The sequence below is a fragment of the Ruegeria sp. BC5 genome (assembly GCF_056539205.1).
Window position 1 is genome coordinate 169,244 of record NZ_JBQFUN010000008.1, and the last position, 21,013, is coordinate 190,256.

The 21,013-nt window shown below is 58.8% G+C and carries 22 protein-coding genes; 6 read left to right on the forward strand and 16 right to left on the reverse strand.

All coding sequences use genetic code 11. From position 1 onward, the window contains the following. Positions 1-60 precede the first annotated feature (60 nt). Positions 61-978: a DnaJ C-terminal domain-containing protein gene (locus ACR0LY_RS17025; protein ID WP_170351109.1), complete on the forward strand. Its 918-nt coding sequence runs from the start codon at positions 61-63 to the stop codon at positions 976-978. After that, positions 975-1,319, forward strand: coding sequence for a hypothetical protein (locus tag ACR0LY_RS17030; protein ID WP_170351110.1), 345 nt, complete (start codon positions 975-977; stop codon positions 1,317-1,319). Before ACR0LY_RS17025 ends, ACR0LY_RS17030 begins: the two co-directional genes overlap by 4 nt. Here ACR0LY_RS17030 and ACR0LY_RS17035 read toward each other — a convergent pair whose 3' ends face one another. The 5 genes from ACR0LY_RS17035 to ACR0LY_RS17055 all read right to left on the reverse strand — a co-directional run bounded on the left by ACR0LY_RS17035 (position 1,320) and on the right by ACR0LY_RS17055 (position 4,818). Beyond that, positions 1,320-1,946, reverse strand: a complete 627-nt coding sequence (locus ACR0LY_RS17035) for a cytochrome P460 family protein (protein WP_170351111.1) — start codon at positions 1,944-1,946, stop codon at positions 1,320-1,322. It lies immediately after the preceding gene. Positions 1,947-2,180: 234 nt separating this feature from the next. Then, on the reverse strand, positions 2,181-3,368 hold the full coding sequence (rlmN, locus tag ACR0LY_RS17040; RefSeq protein ID WP_170351112.1) for a dual-specificity RNA methyltransferase RlmN: 1,188 nt from the start codon (positions 3,366-3,368) through the stop codon (positions 2,181-2,183). A gap of 79 nt (positions 3,369-3,447) precedes the next feature. Then, positions 3,448-3,825, reverse strand: a complete 378-nt coding sequence (locus ACR0LY_RS17045; RefSeq protein WP_170351113.1) for a lysozyme inhibitor LprI family protein — start codon at positions 3,823-3,825, stop codon at positions 3,448-3,450. A 123-nt stretch (positions 3,826-3,948) separates the two neighbouring features. Then, positions 3,949-4,116: a hypothetical protein gene (locus ACR0LY_RS17050; protein WP_170351114.1), complete on the reverse strand. Its 168-nt coding sequence runs from the start codon at positions 4,114-4,116 to the stop codon at positions 3,949-3,951. Positions 4,117-4,284: 168 nt separating this feature from the next. After that, complete coding sequence (locus ACR0LY_RS17055) at positions 4,285-4,818, reverse strand: invasion associated locus B family protein (RefSeq protein WP_170351115.1); 534 nt, start codon at positions 4,816-4,818, stop codon at positions 4,285-4,287. 178 nt (positions 4,819-4,996) lie between these two features. On the opposite strand from ACR0LY_RS17055, the gene ACR0LY_RS17060 reads away from it, so the two are divergent. Further along, entirely contained in the window at positions 4,997-5,995 is a 999-nt protein-coding gene (locus tag ACR0LY_RS17060) for an asparaginase (RefSeq protein WP_170351116.1), read from the forward strand. Positions 5,996-6,000: 5 nt separating this feature from the next. Here ACR0LY_RS17060 and ACR0LY_RS17065 read toward each other — a convergent pair whose 3' ends face one another. The 8 genes from ACR0LY_RS17065 to hutI all read right to left on the reverse strand — a co-directional run bounded on the left by ACR0LY_RS17065 (position 6,001) and on the right by hutI (position 13,297). Next, positions 6,001-6,321: a YciI family protein gene (locus ACR0LY_RS17065; protein WP_170351117.1), complete on the reverse strand. Its 321-nt coding sequence runs from the start codon at positions 6,319-6,321 to the stop codon at positions 6,001-6,003. Between the two features lie 24 nt (positions 6,322-6,345). Then, positions 6,346-6,771 carry an SRPBCC family protein gene (locus ACR0LY_RS17070; RefSeq protein ID WP_170351118.1) on the reverse strand — a complete coding sequence of 142 codons (426 nt, stop codon included), beginning with the start codon at positions 6,769-6,771 and terminating at the stop codon, positions 6,346-6,348. Then, positions 6,759-7,088 (reverse strand): ArsR/SmtB family transcription factor, encoded by a 330-nt coding sequence (locus tag ACR0LY_RS17075; protein WP_170351119.1) that lies wholly within the window; start codon positions 7,086-7,088, stop codon positions 6,759-6,761. Before ACR0LY_RS17075 ends, ACR0LY_RS17070 begins: the two co-directional genes overlap by 13 nt. A gap of 46 nt (positions 7,089-7,134) precedes the next feature. Further along, entirely contained in the window at positions 7,135-8,013 is an 879-nt protein-coding gene (gene serB, locus ACR0LY_RS17080; RefSeq protein WP_170351120.1) for a phosphoserine phosphatase SerB, read from the reverse strand. A 70-nt stretch (positions 8,014-8,083) separates the two neighbouring features. Then, the gene (gene hutU, locus ACR0LY_RS17085; protein WP_170351121.1) at positions 8,084-9,769 is read right to left on the reverse strand and encodes a urocanate hydratase; all 1,686 of its coding nucleotides are present in this window, start codon (positions 9,767-9,769) and stop codon (positions 8,084-8,086) included. Beyond that, positions 9,766-10,563, reverse strand: a complete 798-nt coding sequence (hutG, locus tag ACR0LY_RS17090; protein ID WP_170351122.1) for an N-formylglutamate deformylase — start codon at positions 10,561-10,563, stop codon at positions 9,766-9,768. The genes hutU and hutG overlap by 4 nt, the downstream gene beginning before the upstream one ends. Next, positions 10,563-12,092 (reverse strand): histidine ammonia-lyase, encoded by a 1,530-nt coding sequence (hutH, locus tag ACR0LY_RS17095; protein ID WP_170351123.1) that lies wholly within the window; start codon positions 12,090-12,092, stop codon positions 10,563-10,565. Before hutH ends, hutG begins: the two co-directional genes overlap by 1 nt. After that, positions 12,089-13,297 (reverse strand): imidazolonepropionase, encoded by a 1,209-nt coding sequence (gene hutI / locus ACR0LY_RS17100; protein ID WP_170351124.1) that lies wholly within the window; start codon positions 13,295-13,297, stop codon positions 12,089-12,091. Before hutI ends, hutH begins: the two co-directional genes overlap by 4 nt. An 82-nt stretch (positions 13,298-13,379) precedes the next feature. Between hutI and ACR0LY_RS17105 the strand changes: the two genes are divergently transcribed. From ACR0LY_RS17105 to ACR0LY_RS17115, 3 genes are all read left to right on the forward strand, one after another. Next, a complete protein-coding gene (locus ACR0LY_RS17105) occupies positions 13,380-14,735 on the forward strand; it encodes a formimidoylglutamate deiminase (protein ID WP_170351125.1) in 1,356 nt (451 codons plus the stop codon). A gap of 13 nt (positions 14,736-14,748) precedes the next feature. Then, positions 14,749-15,453 carry a GntR family transcriptional regulator gene (locus ACR0LY_RS17110; protein ID WP_170351126.1) on the forward strand — a complete coding sequence of 235 codons (705 nt, stop codon included), beginning with the start codon at positions 14,749-14,751 and terminating at the stop codon, positions 15,451-15,453. A gap of 82 nt (positions 15,454-15,535) precedes the next feature. Continuing rightward, positions 15,536-17,053, forward strand: a complete 1,518-nt coding sequence (locus ACR0LY_RS17115; protein ID WP_480567289.1) for a malonate--CoA ligase — start codon at positions 15,536-15,538, stop codon at positions 17,051-17,053. Here ACR0LY_RS17115 and ACR0LY_RS17120 read toward each other — a convergent pair. The 3 genes from ACR0LY_RS17120 to ACR0LY_RS17130 form a co-directional block, all read right to left on the reverse strand. Further along, entirely contained in the window at positions 17,050-17,778 is a 729-nt protein-coding gene (locus ACR0LY_RS17120) for a metallophosphoesterase family protein (RefSeq protein ID WP_170351128.1), read from the reverse strand. The two genes, ACR0LY_RS17115 and ACR0LY_RS17120, sit on opposite strands and share 4 nt — an antisense overlap. A gap of 116 nt (positions 17,779-17,894) precedes the next feature. Further along, on the reverse strand, positions 17,895-19,490 hold the full coding sequence (gene serA, locus ACR0LY_RS17125; protein WP_170351129.1) for a phosphoglycerate dehydrogenase: 1,596 nt from the start codon (positions 19,488-19,490) through the stop codon (positions 17,895-17,897). 58 nt (positions 19,491-19,548) lie between these two features. After that, positions 19,549-20,703 carry a phosphoserine transaminase gene (locus ACR0LY_RS17130; RefSeq protein ID WP_170351130.1) on the reverse strand — a complete coding sequence of 385 codons (1,155 nt, stop codon included), beginning with the start codon at positions 20,701-20,703 and terminating at the stop codon, positions 19,549-19,551. Between the last annotated feature and the right edge of the window lie 310 nt (positions 20,704-21,013).

Genomic DNA, 21,013 nt, shown 5'->3' on the forward strand with positions numbered 1-21,013 from the left:
TTGGGTCCTTGAAATCGCATGATAAAACCAACCTGTTCAGCCCGACCCGCGAGAGGTGAGATGAGCGACGATCCCTATTCCGCCCTTGGTGTCGCCAAAGACGCCAGCGCCGCCGAAATCAAAAAGGCTTATCGGCGTATCGCCAAGGAATGCCACCCGGATCTAAAGCCCGGCGATGCCGAGGCCGAAGCCAAGTTTAAGGCGGCAGCCGCCGCTTACGACTTGCTCAAAGACCCCGAAAAGCGGGCGCAATTCGACAATGGTGAGATTGACGCCTCGGGTCAGGAACGCCCACAGCAGCATTATTATCGCGACTACGCCGAGGCCGCCGGGAACCCTTATCGGGGACAGGCTGCAGACCCCGATGACATGTCGGACATCTTTGCCGAGTTCATGCGGGGCCGTGGCGGATACGGCCAGCGCACCCATGAATTCCACGCGCCGGGGCACAATCGAGGCTACAGCCTGCAGATCAGTTTTCTGGATGCGGTTTTTGGGGCCAGCCAGAAACTGACCCTGCCCGATGGCGACCGGATCGAAGTCAAGATTCCCGCTGGCATCACCGACGGCCAAACCATCCGCCTACGCGGCAAAGGCGATCCGGGCTTTGGCGACGGGCCGCCGGGTGATGCTCTAGTGACCGTCTCGGTTGCCAAACACCCCGTCTTCGATCGTCAGGGCGACGACATACATATCACTCTGCCGATCACGATTGATGAGGCCATTCTGGGCGGCAAGGTCCCTGCACCCACCATCGACGGTGGCGTTAACGTCAGCGTTCCTGCGGGCACCAGCAGCGGCAAGACACTGCGCCTGCGCGGCAAAGGGGTTAAGAAACGCGGCTCAACCGAGCGCGGCGATCAGCTGATCGAACTGACCATCGCGATGCCCGGACAGATCGACGAAGACCTAAAGCAATTCATGGAGACATGGCGCGAGAGCCACAGTTATGATCCGCGTAAAGGAATGCCGTCATGACCCGCACTCTGACCGAAGAGCAGCTGATCGCAACCGTCACCCGCCTGACCTCGACCCGGTTGACCGAATACTTGGCCGCCGAGATCGTGATCCCCGAACAAACCGATCAGGGCTTGGTCTATCACAGCCTTGACGTCGCCCGTCTGGAACTGGCCTGCGAATTGCATGAGCAATACGAGATGGAACCCGACGCGCTGTCGATGATGATTTCGCTGATCGACCAGATGCACGGCCTGCGCGCAGAACTGCGCGAGGTGCTGAACGCGGTTGAGGCGCAGCCCGAACCCGTGCGTCAGACCCTGATCGAGGTGATCGGAGCCGCCCGCCTCAAGCGCAGTTGATCAATTGCCGACGATGTATTCTTCGGGTACGAAAAAGGTGTAGTCCCGGTCGGCCACTGCCTCGTGGCAATCATGGCAATAGGCGACCGAATTTGCGCGCGCACCCATCGTGTCCCCGAACAGCGATCCGTCTGGCATCACCATGATATAACGCCAGTCACCCGTGTCGGGGCTTTCGCCTTGGGCCAGTTTTTCCATTACGAACAAAGCGCCGGGATGGATATTGCCTTCATCCGTGACGGTCACGCTGTCCTTGGCCAAAACCGAGCCTTTGGGCAGCTTTTCCCCCTCGGCCAGCGTTCCGTAGTTATGAGCCATGCGATTGGCATAGCTGTTCACATACCGCTGACCATGGGTGGCCGAGATATAGGGCGCATCGTTGAACAATGGCCAGTTCTGATAATTCAGGAGCAAATCCAGCTGTGCAGCGCCATAACCCCGCGCCATGCGCCGCTGCAGGGATTCATAGATGCGCAATGCTTCCTCCTTGGACAAATCCGCTGGATTCTCGATGGCAATATGCGCGTCCTCACCAGTTGATTGCGCAAACCCGTCGGTTGCGGACAACCCCGAAACTGACAGCACTGTCAGTGAGATCGAAAACACACGTTTAAATCGTAAAAACATATGGATGGCCTACCTGTTTCTTAAGGTTCGCCTGAAAGCCGCCTATCATGTTTGAAATAAGATAGCGGCCCTGAACAAACGCGCCACGGCCAGACCACGGCTTTCACCGCTTTGTGCGCAAGAGTGACATGCGCCGATCCAGCCCCGACGCTTAAAACATACCAAATTTCGAATGCAAAGAACAGCAAGGCGAGAATTTATTTATTGTCGACCACTTGGCGACAATAACACGCCTCAGCTTTTCACCCCGGCTTCGGCCTCGATCTGTTTGCGCGATTTTCGGGCGCGTTCCGTGGCCGATTTCAATTGACCACAAGCCGCCATGATATCCTCGCCCCGCGTCTTACGGATGGGTGAGGCGTAACCCGCCTGGTAAATGATATTCGCAAAGGCCCGGATGCGATTGTTCGAGCTGCGCTTGTACGGCGCGCCCGGCCATTCATTGAACGGGATCAGGTTGATCTTGGCCGGGATGTTATGACGCTTGATATGGTCGATCAGGCGATGCGCATCCTCGTCTCTGTCGTTCACGCCATCCAGCATCACATATTCAAAGGTGATCCGTTCGGAATTCGATGCGTTCGGGTAACTGGCCAGCGCACCCAGCAGTTCCTCGATATTCCAGCGCTTGTTGATCGGCACCAACACGTCACGGGTTTCATCCGTGGTGGCATGGAACGAGATCGCCAGCAGACAACCGATTTCCTCAGCCGTGCGCGCGATTTCAGGCACAACACCCGAGGTCGACAGGGTGATGCGGCGGCGCGACAGGGAAATCCCCTCGGGATCCATGGCGATCTTCATCGCGTCGCGGACGTTTTCGAAATTATACAGCGGCTCACCCATGCCCATCAGAACGATGTTCGACAGCAGACGGGTTTCGTCCTTGGGCGCGCCGGGAACCGGCCATTCCTCAAGATCGTCGCGCGCCATCATGACCTGACCGACAATCTCGGCCGCGGTCAGGTTGCGCACCAGTTTCTGCGTGCCGGTGTGGCAGAAGGAACAGGTCAGCGTGCAACCCACCTGAGACGAGATGCACAGCGTGCCGCGATCTTCTTCGGGGATGTACACGACCTCAACCTCGTGCCCGCCCGCGATACGGCACAGGTATTTGCGCGTGCCGTCCTCGGACACCTGACGCGTAACAACCTCAGGGATTTCGATCACGAAGTTTTTGGCCAGTTGTGCGCGATAGGCCTTGGCCAGATTGGTCATCTCGGCAAAGTCGCGCACACCCCATTGATAAATCCATTGCCAGATCTGACCGGTGCGCATCTTGGCCTGCTTTTCCGGCGTGCCATGTTCGATCAAAACCTCACGCAGCTGGGCGCGGGTCAGGCCGACAAGGTTAGTCTTCCCCTCGGGCAATTTGCGGGGGATGGTCATGACATCTTGAGTGATCGGCGCTTTGGGCGACATGTGGTTATCTCAACGGATTCTGGCTTGGGATGCGCCTCTATATAGGATCGCTAGCAAAGATCAAAAGGAATCGTATCAATCAATTCGCAAAGCGCAGCAACTCGTCCACACGCGCGCGTCCCAGATCGACCCGGCACGCGGTGATGGCGATGCCAGTACCGGACCCTCCGCCATAGGAAGCGCCCACCGCTTCGCACTGCGCATCGCGGTAGCTTGCCCAGGCTGATTGCGAAGCTTCCAAGGCGGGCTGCGCCACCACCCGCTCGGTGATCTCGTCCAACTCTTTGGCCGATTGCATGGCAAATCCGTAGCTCTCCTCCAGCGCCAGACTGACCCGATCTTCCATCTCGCCAACACACGCCCCAATTTCCACCTGAGAACTTGCGTCTGAACATTCCAACGTTGGGTCTGCCAGTGCCGCAGAGGAAAACAACAATGTGATCAATACATACCGCATAACTCGCTCCTGCCAGAGGTTCCCACTGCCGACGGTAGCACGCGAACTACTGCGCCCCAAATACAGATTGGCCGCACCGTCAACGCCGATGCGGCCGAAATCAATGCTATCAGGTAAGCCGCTTCAGATGCCCGCTGGCAGGATATCGCAATCTGCTGCATCCAAAGTTTTTACCGGATCCTCTGGCCCACATTGCTCACCGGATACGGGGTAGGTTTCAGAATCTTTTTCACACGCGCTCAACAACACGGCGACTGCCATCATCAGCGCAACAATAGGCTTATTCAGCATTCGTAAGCTCCTTCTATTCAGCTGAACTAATTAGTTCAAAAATGTCGGAGGCTCGCTTTGATACGGATCAAACTTGCAGACAGACGTGGCGTAAAGCCGACACTTGGCGCTTCAAAAAAAAAGAAAACCCCGCCAAATGACGGGGTCTCGCGTGTCTTCAGATACGTATCAGTTTGTGCAGCGTTTCTCGGCGTCTTCGATCGCTGCCGTGAAACCCAGCAACGAGAATGTGTCCTTGGTCTGCGTCCCACGCTCGGACCGGGCGGTCAGAACAGCCTCAGTGCCCCGCTTCATCGCTGCAACCACCTTGAGGTCTTCGCCTTCGGTTGCAGGCCAGGCCCATTCGCCTTCGGTGATCAGTTCAAACTCGGTCCCGTCGATTTCAAGATTGACGGTTGAGCCTGCCGCGAACGGATAGCCGCCGGTAAAGGTCACTTGCCCCTTCACCTCGGCGTTGGGACGATAGAACACGAACAGCAGGATATCGCTGCGGCGGACCGAGACCACCCGGCCACCGCGTGTGTTGACGGTTTCCTTGGGTGCAGACACGCTCCAGCATTCGGTGGGATCGTCTTCGACGAACACGCTCCAATCGGTTTTGGCTGCCACACGGTTGGTGCTTGACGCCTGCTGAGCGGTTGCCGTAGTGGCCATCCCTGCCATGCACAGGCCCGCGATTACACGGACGAGTTTCAATCCCATCTGTCCAGCCTCCTAGCTCGACCTATTACCTCATACCCATCGGAAAAGCCTGCGCACCCTGCCGGTTCGTCTGTAAGTTGCGTATTCCGATGATTGTCGACATACACACACTAACGCAGGTTTCGCCACAGGCGAAAGGGCGATTGGCAGAATTTTGCGCATATTACGGAGAGGCCTGATGACGCAGCCGGTACCAATGACAGAACTATGGCGCGGCCCCTTGTTGGAAAGCCTGCATCTGGGCCATGCAGTGATCTGTGATGACAGTGGCCAGATCGTACAAAGCTGGGGTGATCCAAGTGCGATTATCTACCCACGATCTTCGGCCAAGATGATCCAAGGTCTGCCGCTGATCACCTCAGGCGCCGCGGCGAAATATGGGCTGAACAGCGAGCATCTGGCACTGGCTTGCGCCTCACACAGCGGCGCGCATATCCACACTGACCGCGTGACCGCCTGGTTGGACCATTTGAACCTGTCCGAACCTGATCTGCGCTGCGGCCCGCAAGAGCCGCAGGATATGGCCGCGCGCGACGGATTGATTCTGGCCGACGACACGCCTTGCCAGATTCACAATAACTGTTCGGGCAAGCATTGCGGGTTCCTGACCGTGGCCCAGCATATGGGAGCCGGGCCGGAGTATCTGGAAATCGACCACCCAGTTCAGCAGGCCTGTTTGTCAGCCATCGAAGAAACAACCGGGGAGGCCAGCCCCGCCTATGGGATAGACGGATGTTCAGCGCCAAACTTTGCCACCTCGCTGGTGGGGTTGGCGCGATCGATGGCGTGGTTTGCCTCGGCCGCCGACCGGTCGGACCGGGCCAGCGATGCGGCGCAGCAATTGACCGCTGCGATGATCAAGCATCCCGAACTGGTTGCCGGCGAAAGCCGCGCCTGTACCGAACTGATGCGCGCGATGGAGGGCCGCGCCGCGATCAAGACCGGGGCCGAAGCTGTTTTCATCGCCATCATTCCGGAAAAACGCATGGGCGTGGCACTGAAGATCACAGACGGCACCACGCGTGCCGCTGAATGTGCCATCGCATCCATTCTTGTCCATCTGGGTGTGCTGGAGGCCGAAAACCCGGCCACCCGCAAATTCATGAACGCCATTCAGTACAGCCGCCGCGGGCTGGAATGCGGCATCATCAAGCCTGCGCCGGGTTTCCCCGGCTAAGGCGATCACATCTCGATCGGATGAATCTCGGCCACTTCGACCGAGCCTGATCCGTTGACGACCATGGGGCAGCCCTTGGCCATCTCGTTGGCGGCGTCGATGCTGTCGGCCCTGATGACCGTGAACCCCGAGGCCGGGTTGGCACCGCCATTGTCGACGACACCGCTGTTGCTGACGGTATAGGACTGGCCCACCGGGTTGCCGGGGATGTCCAGCGCATCGCCCATATTCTGGAACCATGCGCCCCAGGCGGCCATGGTCGCTTCGATTTCGGCGGGGTCGGTTGGGGTGTGACCGCCGTGATAGACAAACAAGAACTGAGGCATTTCTCTTCCTCCCTAATGAAAATCTTAAAACTGAGCTTCCAGCTTGCGCAGTGACGAAGTCCAACCCTGATTGTGGTTGGCCGCGACCTCGGCATCGGCCAATTCGCGGTGATCAAGAACCAGCTTTGCACCAGCTTCCGTCGCTGTGACCGTCAGCGTCACGTGGCTTTCCGCTCCGCGCTGATCCTGATCGTCATGCCAGGCCCAGGTGAACCCCACTGAATTCGGCGGATCAACATGGGTCACCTGCCCGGATACTTTGTATCGCTGCCCTTCGGCATTCACCATGACCGAGTGCCACGGCCCAAGGCGTGAAAAATCCAAATCATGTTCGGGCACATGCATCCCTTCGGGGCCCCACCACTGCAACAGCTTTGCACCATCGCTGATCCAGGCAAACAGGTTTTCCTGGGATGTGGGAAACGCGCGTTCCAATTTCAGGTCGGCCATGAATTCTCCCTTTCAATCAAATCGTTCAAACGGTCGAGGCTGCTTTCCCAGAATTGCCGTTTCGAGATGGTCCATTCCGCGATGGTCCGCAGCCCCTCGGGCTGGATGGAATACATGCGTTGACTGCCCTGCACTCGCTGCTGCACCAGCCCGGCGGCGCGCAACACCTTCAGATGGCGCGAGATCGCGGCCCCGGACATGCCGCGACCTTCGATCAGGTCACCAGCGGGCAGTTCACCGTCTTGCATCAACTGCTCGACGATCGATAATCGGGTGGCATCGGACAATGCCGAAAATGCGGTCAGAAGCGTGTTCATGACCATTGTTTAACATTTTTGTTAAATAAAGGGAAGCCCCTTGCGATCAGACCTCGGTGAAGGCCACGCGGGAATAGCCCTGCAGGTACAGCAATGCCGTCAGATCTCCGTAATTGATCCGAATATCGCATTTGGCGGCGACCGAAGGTTTGGCATGCAGCGCCACACCGGTTCCGGCCCGGCTCAGCATGCCCAGATCATTGGCGCCATCGCCCACGGCAATCACGTCGGCCTCGGACAGGCCCAGCCGCTTGGTAATCTGCGCCAGCGCATCCACCTTGGCCTGTTTGCCCAGAATCGGGCGCTGTACATCGCCGGTCAGCTTGCCCTTTTCGGCCAGCAATGTATTGGCGCGGTTTTCATCAAAGCCAAGCAGATCAGCCACCCTCGCGGTGAAGGCCGTAAACCCACCCGACACCAGGGCCGCATAGCCCCCGTTCAGGCGCATCGTCGCAACCAGTTCCTTACCGCCCGGCATCAATGTAATGCGTTCGTTCAGAACCTTGTCGATCACCGCCTCATCCAAGCCCTTCAGTAGGCCAACACGTTCAATCAGCGCACCTTCGAAATCAAGCTCACCATTCATGGCCCGCGCGGTAATGTCTTTGACGCGATCGCCCACGCCCGCCTCATCGGCCAGTTCGTCAATACATTCCTGCTGGATCATGGTGCTGTCCATATCGGCCAGCAGCATCAGCTTGCGGCGTTTCCCGAACGGCTGCACGATCAGGTCGACCTCTAACAACTGCAGCTCTGCCCAGACGTCCCACTGATTATCAGGCAGCTCGGGAAACGTGAACTGCGCCGCCTCATCTTCGCTGAGCCAAACCAGATCGCCCCCGCCCCACGCGTTGCACAACGACTCGACCAAAGCCTGCTCGAGCTTCGGCATGTTCGGATTGGTCAACAGAGTGGCTACGTACATCATCGGTCTCCTGCAGGCTCCCCCGCGCATAGCGCAGGGGCCGCCAATTCACCAGAGACAGTTGATATGTTTACCCCAGAATGCCAGGCAACCGCAGCCCATGGGCGCGGGCGCAATCCTTTGCAATGTCATACCCCGCATCCGCATGCCGCCACACGCCCGAGGCCGGATCGTTCCACAGCACCCGTTCCAACCGTCGGGCCGCGTCCTCGGTACCATCGGCACAGATCACCACACCCGCATGTTGAGAGAACCCCATGCCGACCCCACCACCGTGATGCAGCGAGACCCAGGTCGCGCCGCTGGCGGTGTTGATCAGAGCATTCAGCAGCGGCCAATCGCTTACGGCGTCAGACCCGTCCAACATCGCCTCGGTCTCGCGGTTCGGGCTAGCGACGGAACCGCTGTCCAAATGATCCCGGCCGATCACGACCGGCGCTTTCAGCTCACCATTGGCGACCATCTCATTGAACGCCAACCCGGCGCGGTGGCGGTCGCCCAACCCGATCCAGCAAATCCGCGCAGGCAGGCCCTGAAACGCAATCCGTTCCTGCGCCATGTCGAGCCAGCGATGCAGATGTTCGTTCTCGGGGAACAGCTCTTTCATCTTGGCGTCGGTCTTATAGATATCCTCGGGGTCGCCTGACAACGCACACCAGCGGAATGGCCCAATCCCTTTGCAAAACAGCGGACGAATATAGGCGGGAACGAAACCTGGGAAGGCAAAAGCGTTCTCCAACCCCTCATCCTGTGCCACCTGCCGGATGTTGTTACCGTAATCCAGCGTCGGCACGCCCGCGTTCCAAAAATCAACCATCGCGGCGACGTGTTGTTTCATCGACGCCCGAGCAGCCTTTTCCACTGCTTTAGGGTCTGTTTCACGCATTTCACGCCACTGCGCCATGGACCAACCAATTGGCAGGTAGCCGTTGATCGGATCATGGGCGCTGGTCTGATCGGTGACAATATCGGGAAACGGGCGGATGCCCTCGTTTCCTCTTTTGAAGATTTCTGGGAACACCTCAGCCGCGTTACCTAACAGGCCCACGGATTTTGCCTCGCCCGCTTTGGTCCAACGATCGATCATCTCCAGCGCTTCGTCCAGAGTCTCGGCCTTTTCGTCGAGGTATTTGGTGCGCAGGCGGAAATCGATACTGTCTGGGTTACACTCGACCGCCAGACAGCAGGCACCGGCAAAAACGGCGGCCAGCGGTTGCGCGCCCCCCATGCCGCCCAAGCCCCCGGTCAGAATCCACTTGCCGGTCAGGTCGCCGCCATAATGCTGGCGCCCGGCCTCGGCAAAGGTCTCATAGGTGCCCTGAACGATGCCCTGCGTGCCGATGTAAATCCACGAGCCAGCGGTCATCTGGCCGTACATCATCAGACCCTTCTTATCGAGCTCGTTGAAGTGATCCCAAGTTGCCCAATGGGGCACTAGGTTGGAATTGGCGATCAGCACGCGGGGCGCGTCCTTGTGCGTCCGCACAATGGCGACCGGCTTGCCGGATTGAACGATCAGGGTTTCGTCCTCTTCCAGATCCTTCAAACCGTCCACAATAGTGTCGAAATCCTTCCACGTGCGGGCCGCGCGGCCGATTCCGCCATAAACCACCAGTTCATGCGGGTTTTCGGCCACGTCCGGGTGCAGATTGTTCATCAACATCCGCAGCGGGGCCTCAGTCAGCCAGCTTTTGGCGTTCAGCTCGGGGCCTGTCGGCGGATAGATATCGCGCGTGTTCTTGCGAGGGTCGGTCATGGGATCGTCTCCAATGCAGTGTCTTGGATGGCTTCCAGAATATCGCGCAGCCAACGACGTAGGCGGTCGGCCTTGGCAGTGTCATAACTCCACGGGGCGGCCTCGGCTGTCAGGTAAGTGGATTGCGCCAGTTCCATCTGTATGGCGTGCAGACCGTCGGCCGGACGGCCATAGTGGCGGGTCGTCCAGCCACCCCGGAACCGCCCGTTCAGAACGGTGCTGTAGGGCGACGATGCGGCAAATTCATGTGTAATAGACTCTATATCTGGCGCACAGGTCACTCCCCCATCCGTCCCGATATTCATGTCGGACAACATGCCTTCAAACAGAAATGGAATGCGACTGCGGATCGAGTGGCAATCGAACAGAACAGCCACGCCGTGCTTTGCCCGCACGCGCTCCAACTCTTCGGCAAGCGCGGCATGATAGGGTACATGGAAGGTTTCGCGCCTCTGACCGATCTCATCCTCTGACGGTTCCTGCCCGTCGCGCCAGATCGGTTGCCCATCGAAATCGGTCAATGGCACCAGCGTTGTCGTGTTTTGCCCTGGGTAAAGCGAAACACCGTCGGGATCGCGATTGGCGTCGATGACATAGCGATGAACATGCGACTGAACCACCGTCGCACCACTCAAAAGCTTATCATAGAGCCTGTTTATGTGCCAATCCGTGTCCCCCAATGCACGCCCAGTGTCATTGAGACGAGCTGCAATGTCATCCGGCACATAGGTCCCGCCATGCGGTTGTCCCAAGACGATAGGGCCATCCCCGTGATGCACGCTAACCACCTGCATCACACCACCTCGGGCATTGGGGTGCCAACGGCCCGTAGGATCGACGCCCCGGCTACCAGTTGTTTCGCGGTCTCCAAGTCAGGGGCCAAATAACGATCTTCGGTCAGGGCCGGAATGTCAGCCCGCAACCGAGCAATGACCTGCTTCAAAGGCCCGCTGGTGACCAGCGGCGCGCGAAATTCAACCCCTTGAGACGCACACAGTAATTCCACACCCAGAATGTAGTTCAAATTCTCGACCATTCGGATAAGGCGCCGCGCACCATGGGCCGCCATCGAAACATGATCCTCCTGGTTGGCCGAGGTGGGGGTGCTGTCGGTGACACAGGGATTGGCGAGGTGCTTGTTCTCGCTCATCAATGCGGCGGTGGTGACCTCCGCAATCATCAGGCCAGAATTCAACCCCGGATCAGGTGTCAGGAAAGGCGGCAAATCAAAGCTGAGCGTCGGGTCCACCATCAGGGCAATGCGACGCTGCGCGATAGCACCGATCTCGGACACGGCCAGCGCGATCATATCAGCGGCGAACCCTACGGGTTCAGCATGGAAATTCCCGCCCGAGACAATCCCGTCGGCCAGAACCAGCGGATTGTCGGTGGCTGCGTTGGCCTCAACCTCAAGCGTGGCAGCGGCCTGCCGCAATACATCCATCGCCGCACCCGTGACCTGCGGTTGACAGCGGATGCAATAAGGATCCTGAACGCGGGTGTCGCCCTCACGGTGACTTTCCCGAATTTCCGACCCGTCCAGCACCGCGCGCATGGCGCTGGCGGCTTCGGTCTGGCCACGATGACCGCGCAAAGTGTGAATTTCAGGCCGCAGGGGTGCGGTGGACCCCATGATCGCATCGGTCGACAAGGCGGAAACAACCAGCGCACTTTGCGCCGCACGCCAAGCCTCGAACACCCCAGCCAGGGCAAAGGCAGTTGAAAACTGCGTGCCGTTGATAAAGGCCAGTCCTTCCTTGGGACCTAGTTGAATAGGCTCTAAATCAACTGTTTTCAGCGCTTCAGCCCCCGGCAAAACAGTGCCGTTCACCTCCGCCTCTCCCGCGCCAATGATCACCGCCGTCATATGGGCTAGTGGCGCCAGGTCGCCCGATGCCCCAACCGAACCCTGTGCCGGAATCACCGGAGTGACCCCGCGGGCCAGCATCTGCTGCAACAGCTCGATCAGCTCCCACCGCACGCCCGATGCACCGCGACCGAAGGACAACAGCTTGAGTGTCATCATCAGCCGGGTCAGCCTTTGCGGTATGGCGGGACCAACACCGCAACAATGGCTGAGGATCAGGTTTCGCTGCAGGGTCGAGGTGTCCTGCGGCGCGATTTTGAGGCTGGCCAGTTTCCCAAAACCGGTATTGACGCCATAGACGGGGTCATCGCCCCGAGCCGCCGCCTGAATACGTTGCGCCGCCGCATCGACTGCGGGCTTGCAGTCAGAATCCAGTGAAACAGCCGTTTGATCCCAATAGATCTCGGCCAGCTGCGCCAAAGAAACCTGACCGGGCTGCAAAATCAGAGACGTCATTCGATCCCTCCGAAAAGACGTTTGTGCAGTGGGTTGAAGCCGACGCGATAGGCCAGTTCCGCCGGATGAGTGACATTCCAGATCGCCAGATCCGCCCTATGCCCCGGCGCGAGAGTGCCCGCATCGTTGATCCCCAACGCGCGCGCGGCGTTGCGGGTGACACCAGCCAGCGCCTCTTCAGGCGTAAGACGAAACAGTGTGCAGCCCATGTTCATGGTCAGCAGCAGCGAGGTCAGCGGCGAAGAACCGGGATTGCAGTCAGTCGCCAAAGCCATTGGCACTTGATGCTGGCGCAGCAGATCAACGGGTGGCACCTGCGTTTCCCGCAGTGTGTAAAACGCGCCCGGCAACAGCACGGCCGTGGTTCCGGCCTTTGCCATGGCTGATACACCATCGGCATCCAGGTATTCGATGTGATCCGCCGACAAAGCCCCGTAAGAGGCCGCCAGTTGCGCGCCCCCCAGATTGGACAACTGCTCGGCATGCAGTTTCACCGGCAGGCCCAGCTCTTGCGCCACATCAAAAACCAGGGCGATTTGTGCGGGGTTAAAGGCGATTCCTTCGCAGAACCCATCCACCGCGTCCACCAGCCCCTCGGCATGGGTCGCGCGCAGGGTTGGGATGCAGACCTCGCGAATATAGTCGTCGGGGCATTCGGCATATTCCGGCGGCACTGCATGTGCGCCCAGAAAGCTGGATTTGACGCGGATAGGGCGGGATTCACCGATCCGGCGGGCAACGCGCAGCATCTTCAATTCGGTCTCGGTATCCAACCCATAGCCCGACTTGACCTCAAGGGTGCTGACACCCTCGGCAATCAGGGCGTCCACGCGGGTTAGAGCATCTGACAAAAGCATCTCAGCACTGGCGGACCGCGTGGCGTTGACCGTGGAGAGGATACCACCCCCGGCACGGGCGATGTCCTCGTATGAGGCGCCATTCAACCGCATTTCGAACTCAGTTGCGCGGTTTCCGCCAAACACCACGTGGGTATGCGCGTCGATCAGCGCCGGAGTGATCAACCGTTCACCGAAATCCTCGACCGGCCAATCGACATATTCCGGCGGCAAGTCCTGGCGTTCGCCGACCCAGACAATCTTTGCCCCGTTAACGGCGATCGCTGCATCCCGACACAGCCCATAGGGCGTGCCCCCTTCTGACATCGTGGCCATCCTGGCGCTGAGTAAGACCGCTTTTCTGGTCATGGCGATTCTTTTCGGCTCCCCTCTTGTTTGATTTTTATGTATAGGTGTAAAGATATGAAGTCTACACATTATGGAAATCAAAATGCAGATTCATGCCAAGACAGCTTTATTAGGCTCTGATTGGATTCACGATGTGCGAGTAGAAATCGACCATGGGCGTATCAGCCGGGTGCAGTACCAGGCGTCGGCACTGCCTGATGATACACGCGTCGACGTTCTTTTGCCCGCTTTGGCAAACCTGCACAGCCACGCCTTTCAACGGGCCATGGCGGGCATGACGGAAACCCGCATGGCCGGACGCGAGAGTTTCTGGACATGGCGCAACCTGATGTATCGCTTTCTGGATCGGTTGACGCCCGACCAGATCGAAGCCATCGCCGCACTGGTTTTCATGGAGATGCAGGAGGCCGGGTATGCCTCGGTCGGTGAATTCCACTATGTCCATCACCAACCCGGCGGCGCGGCCTACGATCAACTCTCGGAACTAAGCCAGCGTATCTTTTCCGCCGCACACCAGTCAGGGATCGGTCTGACTCATTTACCGGTCCTCTACACCTATGGCGGCGTTGCGCAGGACAAGCTGTCAGGTGGGCAGTTGCGGTTCAGCAATGATGTGTCCCGGTTTTTGAATTTGGTGGATGATTGCCGTAATAAACTGCCAAGCACTGACTCTATATTGGGGGTTGCGCCACATTCCTTGCGCGCAACTTCACCGACAGACCTGCGCGAACTGCTGCAAAACACACCCAAGGGTCCGGTCCATATCCATATCGCCGAACAGGTTCAGGAAGTCGCCGACGTACAATCCGCGTTGGGCCAGCGTCCGGTGGCCTGGCTGCTGGACAATGCAGACGTGAACGCGCGGTGGTGTCTGATCCATGCCACCCATATGACCGATGCCGAAACCCGCACGCTGGCCCAGTCCGGTGCTGTGGCGGGGCTGTGCCCGATCACCGAGGCCAATCTGGGCGATGGTATTTTCAACGGCGCGACCTACGTCGCAGAAAATGGACGATTCGGGGTCGGATCAGACTCTAATATTAGGATTTCCTTGCCCGAAGAACTGCGCACCCTGGAATACTCCCAACGTCTGCGTGATCAACAGCGGGCGGTCCTGGTACCGGGCGAAGGCTCGGTCGGGCACGCTCTTTATACCGGTGCCGCGCAAGGTGGTGCGCAAGCACTTGGACGTAACGCTGGTGAGATTGCCGAGGGCAAGTTAGCTGATCTGCTGGCCATTGACCGGACCCACCCGACGCTCTGCGCATTGACGGACGATCAATTGCTGGATGGACTGTGTTTTGCCGCCCCTGATGGGCTGGTAATTGACTTGTGGTCTGCCGGACGCCACATGGTGAAACAGGGCCGCCACGTCGCACGTGATCAGATCATATCCGCCTATAGATCCGCGATTGCGGGCCTGCTGGCCTCGGTCTAAAGGAACGGTCATCATGCCCCAATCCAGTGACACCACCAGCTACAAAGACATCAAGAAAACCGTTCTGTCCCGCATCCGATCGGGCGAGTGGCAGCCCGACTCTCTGTTGCCCAACGAACAGGATCTTGCGGTCGAGTTTTCCTGCACCCGCACAACAGTGAACCGCGCCCTGCGGGAGTTAGCTGACGAGGGCTATCTGGAACGCCGGCGCAAGGCTGGTACGCGGGTGTTGAGCGCACCGCAGCGACAGGCCCGTTTCACCATCCCCATGGTCCGGGACGAGGTTGAGGCGATGGGCGGCACGTATCGCTATGCGCTGGTTTCTTCTAAGTTAGAGACTGCTCCGGAATGGCTAAGCGCCCGATTGGCTCTGTCTGCGGGGCAAAGCGTGATGCATGTTCGCTGCATGCATTTCAACGGCAACACGCCGTTTCAGTTTGAGGATCGCTGGATCGTCACGGCCTCGGTCCCGCAGGTGGAGCAGGCAGATTTCTCGCAGATCGGACCGAATGAGTGGCTGATCCAGACCCTGCCCTTCACCAATGTCGAACTGAGTTTTCTGGCCAGCCGTGCCGATACAACACTCGCTGGGTTTCTGGACGTCCCCGAAGGAGAACCGGTCTTTACCGGAGAGCGCATCACCTGGTTGCAAGGTCAGCCCGTGACCTTTGCCAAGATGTTCTTTGCCGCCGGGTATCGCATGACCACGCAATTCTAAACCGCGCCCGGATTTCTCTTTACCCTCTGCTCAATCCGATACAGATTCACCCAAGATTAAGCAGGCGCAAAGGAAATACGAAATGGGTAACCCGCTGTACGAACGGCTGTTTGGCATTCACGCGGGCAAACACACACCGTTTCTTCATCTTCCTGATGGTCAGATCCTGACCCATGCCGATTTTCTGGACATGGCCGCGCAGATCGCCAATACCCTAAGCGGATACGAACTTGAGCCCGGTGAACGCGTGGCCGTACAGGTGGAAAAATCGCCCCAGGCGCTGGCGCTCTATGCTGCCTGCGTGCAGACCGGATTGATCTTTCTGCCGCTGAATACCGGATACACCACGGCCGAGTTACAATATTTCATCGAAAACAGCGGTGCGAAACTGGTTGTCTGTGACGCCGCAAAAGAACAGGGGCTGGCCCCTATCGCCGCCGCCCAAAACGCCCGGTTAGAGACGCTCAACGCCGATGGTTCGGGAAGCCTTATGCGGCGGGCGCTGGGGATGTTGCCCGCGTTTGAGCCGGTCCAGCGGTCCGAGGATGATCTGGCCGCATTCCTTTATACTTCGGGCACAACCGGACGATCGAAGGGCGCAATGCTGACGCAGGCCAATCTGCTGTCAAACGCTGAAACGCTAGTGCAGGAGTGGCGGTTCACGGCGGATGACGTGCTGCTGCATGCGCTGCCGATCTTTCACACGCACGGGCTGTTCGTGGCGACAAATGTGGCGCTGTCCGCGGGCGGGTCGATGATCTTTTTGCCGAAATTCGATCTTGAAGACATGTTGCGGCTGATTCCGCAGGCCACGACGATGATGGGGGTTCCGACCTTTTACACCCGCTTACTGGGCGATGAGCGGTTCACCGGCGATCTGACCCGACACATGCGTTTGTTCATCTCGGGCTCGGCGCCGTTACTGGCGGAGACCCATGAGCGGTTCGAGGCGCGCACTGGCCACCGTATCCTTGAGAGGTACGGCATGACCGAGACCAACATGAGCACTTCGAACCCCCATGACGGCGAACGTCGTCCAGGCACGGTAGGCTTTCCCCTGCCCGGCGTCGAACTGAAGGTGACCGACCCCGAAACCGGTGCAGACTTGCCGCAGGGTGAGATCGGCATGCTTGAGGTGCGCGGCCCCAACGTGTTTCAGGGCTATTGGCAAATGCCCGAGAAAACCGCCGCCGAGCTGCGCGAAGACGGGTTTTTCATCACCGGCGATCTGGGGCGTTTGGATGCGGACGGGTATGTCCACATCGTCGGGCGCGGCAAGGACCTGATCATCTCGGGCGGGTACAACATTTACCCCAAAGAGGTTGAGCTGGTTCTGGATGACCAGCCGGGCGTGTTGGAAAGCGCAGTGATCGGCGTACCGCACCCGGATTTCGGCGAGACCGTGCTGGGCATTCTGGTGCCCGAGCCGGGACAGACACTGGACCCCGAGGCCATTCTGGCCAACGTGCAGAACTCGCTGGCCCGGTTCAAACACCCACGCAAACTGATCGTGCTGGAAGAGCTGCCCCGCAACACGATGGGCAAGGTGCAAAAGAATTTCCTGCGTGAGGACTACAAGGACCTGTTCACCAAGGGTTAAGGGATCAGCGGCACACGGCCATCGTTGGTGAGCAGCCAGCAATCCCGGCCCTCAAACACAGCCGGAACCAACTGTCGCCCCATCCCGGCACCTCCGTCCAGATTGATCCGGTTACCGCGATGCTCAGCCTGTTCCGCAGGTGTGTGCCCATGGACCACCAGCCACGGGTGCGGTCGCGGATCATCCAGAAACTCGCCCCGTATCCAGATCAGGTCTTCCTCGGTCTGATCGGCCAGCGATACACCGGGGCGAATCCCGGCATGGACGAACAGAACCTCATCCTGGTGATGGTACGTCACCAGCCGGTTCAAAAAGTCGACATGGTCCGACGGCACTGCTGCCCTTGCACGGTCGAGAATTTTGTAAACGCGTTCTTCTTCGGTGTACGTCACACCGTATGACGCCAACGTCTCGGTCCCGCCCAAACGCGCATGCAGCCAGTGTTCGCCGATCCGCAATTTGGCCTCGGCGGTTGAACCATCGTGCATGAATCTGGCGAACATCCGGTCATGATTGCCCAACAGAAAAACCCAGTTCCACCCTGCCTTTTGCCCAGCGACCAAAAGGTCCAGAACGCCACGACAATCCGGCCCACGATCTACATAGTCACCCAAAAACACGATCCGCGCATCCCGCCCACCGTCCTGTTCGATAAGGTGCAGCGCATTTTCAAGCATCTCTAACTGCCCGTGGATATCGCCGATGGCGTAGATGGCGGATGTCATGAAAATCCCTCGGATAAACGCGTACCCGGCTTTTGGCGCGAAATGCGTGTCAGGAAAAGAAAATACCCGCGCCTTGAGGGGCGCGGGCAAGAATTGTTCCAGAAATTCAACACTGCTTAGGCGACGTCGAACTCCAGCAGTTTGATCTGGGTGAACAGACCGGTTTCCGCCAGCTTGGCGCGCACCTCGGCCGGGACCGGCTCGTCCACGTAAAGCAACGCAATGGCTTCGCCGCCTGCTTCCGCCCGGCCAAGGGTAAAGTTGGCGATGTTGACGTCATTGTCACCCATGGTCTGACCCAGTGCACCGATGATGCCCGGCACGTCCTCGTTGGTGGTGTAGAGCATGTGCGCACCCACCTCGGCCTCGATATTGATACCCTTGATCTGGATGAAACGTGGCTTGCCGTCGCTGAAGACCGTGCCCCCGATCGAGCGTTCGCGCTTTTCGGTCACCACGGTCACTTTGATGTAGCCTTCGAACGCACCGGACTTGTCCTGGTTGGTGGTCGAGATCTGAATGCCACGCTCTTTGGCGACGACCGGAGCCGAGACCATGTTCACCTCGGGGTTGAACTTCTTCATGATCCCCGCCACGACCGAGCAGTTCAGGGCCGCCAGGTTCATCTCGGAGGCGACACCGTCATAGAGGATGTTAATCGCCTTGATCGGCTCATCCGTCATTTGACCGATGAAGCTGCCCAAGTGACCGGCCAGCTTGATCCACGGCCCCATGATCTTGGCTTCTTCGGCGGTGACGCTGGGCATGTTCAGCGCGTTTTCCACCGCTCCTGTCAGCAGATAGTTCGAGATCTGCTCGGCCACCTGCAGCGCCACGTTTTCCTGCGCCTCGGTCGTGGCCGCACCCAGATGCGGCGTGCAGACTACGTTGGGCAGGTTGAACAGGGCGTTTTCCTTGGCCGGTTCCTCGCTGAACACATCAAAGGCGGCGCCAGCAATGTGACCGGATTGCAGCAGTTCGGCCAGCGCCTCTTCGTCGACCAGACCACCACGGGCACAGTTGACGATGCGCACGCCCGCCTTGGTCTTGGCCAGGTTTTCGCGGCTCAGGATATTGCGGGTCTGGTCCGTCAGCGGCACGTGCAGGGTGATGAAATCAGCGCGTGACAGCAGTTCGTCCAGTTCGACTTTCTCTACGCCCATCTTGGCGGCTTTCTCTTCGCCCAGATAGGGATCATAAGCGATGACCTTCATCTTCAGGCCCAAGGCGCGTTCGCAAACGATGCCGCCGATATTGCCCGCGCCGATGACGCCAAGGGTCTTGTTGGTCAGCTCGATTCCCATGAACTTGGACTTTTCCCACTTACCCGCATGGGTCGAGGTACTGGCCTCGGGGATTTGCCGCGCAACGGCGAACATCATGGCAATCGCATGTTCGGCCGTTGTGATCATGTTGCCAAAAGGCGTGTTCATCACGATCACGCCTTTTTTAGAGGCAGCCTCTTTGTCCACATTGTCCGTGCCGATGCCAGCGCGGCCAATAACTTTCAGGTTGTCAGCCTTTTCAAGCAGGGTCGGCGTGACCTTGGTGGCCGAACGGATGGCAAGGCCGTCATACTGACCGATCACCTCGGCCAGCTTGTCTTTGTCCTTGCCAAGATCGGGCATGAAATCCACATCGATGCCGCGATCCCGGAAGATTTGAACGGCGGTTTCGCTGAGCTTGTCAGATACGAGTACTTTGGGGGCCATATCTCTGGTCCTTGAATTGTAGGGAAGGTCCGGGCCTGATGGGGCCCGGTGAAAAAGGTCAGGCGGCTTCGGTTTGCGCCGCGATCTCGGCCTCAAAAGCCCAGGCCAGCCAGGGCAGCATTGCCTCGATATCCGAGGTTTCGACCGTACCACCGCACCAGATGCGCAGGCCCGCAGGCGCGTCGCGATAGGCGCCGATATCCAGCGCGATATTCTCGACCTCCAACCGTTTCGCCACGGCTTTGGCAAAGACTGCGCCATCTTGAATGCGGTCATCGGTGAACTTCAGGCAGACCGAAGTGTTCGACTGCGTCGCAGCATCCTCGGTCAGATTGGCGATCCAGTCGTTCCGGTCACAGAATGCATGCACCGCACCGGCATTGGCATCAGCTCGGGCGATCAGCCCTTGCAGACCACCAACCGAGCGCGCCCAATCCAGCGCGAACAGGTAATCTTCGACCGCCAGCATCGAAGGCGTGTTGATCGTGGCACCGGTAAAGATACCATCGATCAGTTTGCCACCCTTGGTCAGACGAAAAATCTTAGGCAGGGGCCATGCGGGTGTGTAGCTCTCCAGCCGCTCCACCGCGCGGGGTGACAGGATCAGCATGCCATGCGCGGCCTCACCACCCAGCACCTTCTGCCAGCTGAAGGTGGTGACATCCAACTTGTCCCAGGGCAGGTCCATCGCAAAGGCTGCGCTGGTTGCGTCACAGATCGTCAGACCCTGACGGTCATCCGCAATCCAGTTGCCATTGGGAACCCGCACACCCGAGGTGGTGCCGTTCCATGTAAACACAACGTCATTGGCGAAATCGACGGATGCGAGATCAACGATCTGCCCGTACTCGGCCGTTTTCACCTCGGCGTCGATCTTCAGCTGTTTGACAACATCGGTCACCCAACCCGAGCCAAAGCTCTCCCACGCCAGCATCTCGACCTTGCGTTCGCCAAGCAGCGACCACAGCGCCATCTCGACCGCGCCGGTGTCCGAGGCGGGAACGATGCCGATCTTGTAATCCGCCGGAATGCCCAGCACCTCGCGCGTGCCTTCAATGGCCGCCTTCAGCTTGTCCTTGCCAACGGCTGCACGGTGCGACCGACCCAGCGCGGCATCGGCCAGTTTGGACAGATCAAATGTAGGGGGTTTGGCGCAGGGGCCCGAGGAAAAACGCGGATTCGCCGGCCGCGTTGCCGGTTGTTCGATGGTCATGTGTATTACCCTTCCAGATACACGCCCCTCGTTGGGGAGGGGTGTCCCACGGACAGGGGTATGAGGCCTTCGCAGATCCAGCAAGCAAAAAAGACCGATCACCCGCAGAAAACGACATAGGGTGGGTGCGCAATTTGGAACACAGGTTTCCTATTGGCGAAAAACCCCGCCGGTATTCCGGCGGGGTTTTGTGTTTTGTGTTTATTCTGCAGCTTCTTCGTATGCGTCCATTGGTGGGCATGTGCAGACGAGGTTTCGGTCGCCATATGCGTTGTCGACGCGGTTGACGGGGGACCAGTATTTGTCGACG

Coding starts and splice junctions, on each gene's coding strand:
- hutH (WP_170351123.1), bottom strand. CDS start 12,092: ATGACGTCTCTGATTTTGCAGCCCGGTCAGGTTTCTTTGGCGCAGCTG.
- ACR0LY_RS17065 (WP_170351117.1), bottom strand. CDS start 6,321: ATGCCTCAGTTCTTGTTTGTCTATCACGGCGGTCACACCCCAACCGAC.
- ACR0LY_RS17045 (WP_170351113.1), bottom strand. CDS start 3,825: ATGCGGTATGTATTGATCACATTGTTGTTTTCCTCTGCGGCACTGGCA.
- ACR0LY_RS17035 (WP_170351111.1), bottom strand. CDS start 1,946: ATGTTTTTACGATTTAAACGTGTGTTTTCGATCTCACTGACAGTGCTG.
- ACR0LY_RS17115 (WP_480567289.1), top strand. CDS start 15,536: ATGGGTAACCCGCTGTACGAACGGCTGTTTGGCATTCACGCGGGCAAA.
- ACR0LY_RS17110 (WP_170351126.1), top strand. CDS start 14,749: ATGCCCCAATCCAGTGACACCACCAGCTACAAAGACATCAAGAAAACC.
- ACR0LY_RS17075 (WP_170351119.1), bottom strand. CDS start 7,088: ATGAACACGCTTCTGACCGCATTTTCGGCATTGTCCGATGCCACCCGA.
- ACR0LY_RS17060 (WP_170351116.1), top strand. CDS start 4,997: ATGACGCAGCCGGTACCAATGACAGAACTATGGCGCGGCCCCTTGTTG.
- hutU (WP_170351121.1), bottom strand. CDS start 9,769: ATGACCGACCCTCGCAAGAACACGCGCGATATCTATCCGCCGACAGGC.
- serB (WP_170351120.1), bottom strand. CDS start 8,013: ATGTACGTAGCCACTCTGTTGACCAATCCGAACATGCCGAAGCTCGAG.
- ACR0LY_RS17120 (WP_170351128.1), bottom strand. CDS start 17,778: ATGACATCCGCCATCTACGCCATCGGCGATATCCACGGGCAGTTAGAG.
- hutI (WP_170351124.1), bottom strand. CDS start 13,297: ATGACCAGAAAAGCGGTCTTACTCAGCGCCAGGATGGCCACGATGTCA.
- ACR0LY_RS17050 (WP_170351114.1), bottom strand. CDS start 4,116: ATGCTGAATAAGCCTATTGTTGCGCTGATGATGGCAGTCGCCGTGTTG.
- ACR0LY_RS17055 (WP_170351115.1), bottom strand. CDS start 4,818: ATGGGATTGAAACTCGTCCGTGTAATCGCGGGCCTGTGCATGGCAGGG.
- hutG (WP_170351122.1), bottom strand. CDS start 10,563: ATGCAGGTGGTTAGCGTGCATCACGGGGATGGCCCTATCGTCTTGGGA.
- ACR0LY_RS17130 (WP_170351130.1), bottom strand. CDS start 20,703: ATGACCATCGAACAACCGGCAACGCGGCCGGCGAATCCGCGTTTTTCC.
- rlmN (WP_170351112.1), bottom strand. CDS start 3,368: ATGTCGCCCAAAGCGCCGATCACTCAAGATGTCATGACCATCCCCCGC.
- ACR0LY_RS17070 (WP_170351118.1), bottom strand. CDS start 6,771: ATGGCCGACCTGAAATTGGAACGCGCGTTTCCCACATCCCAGGAAAAC.
- serA (WP_170351129.1), bottom strand. CDS start 19,490: ATGGCCCCCAAAGTACTCGTATCTGACAAGCTCAGCGAAACCGCCGTT.
- ACR0LY_RS17030 (WP_170351110.1), top strand. CDS start 975: ATGACCCGCACTCTGACCGAAGAGCAGCTGATCGCAACCGTCACCCGC.
- ACR0LY_RS17025 (WP_170351109.1), top strand. CDS start 61: ATGAGCGACGATCCCTATTCCGCCCTTGGTGTCGCCAAAGACGCCAGC.
- ACR0LY_RS17105 (WP_170351125.1), top strand. CDS start 13,380: ATGCAGATTCATGCCAAGACAGCTTTATTAGGCTCTGATTGGATTCAC.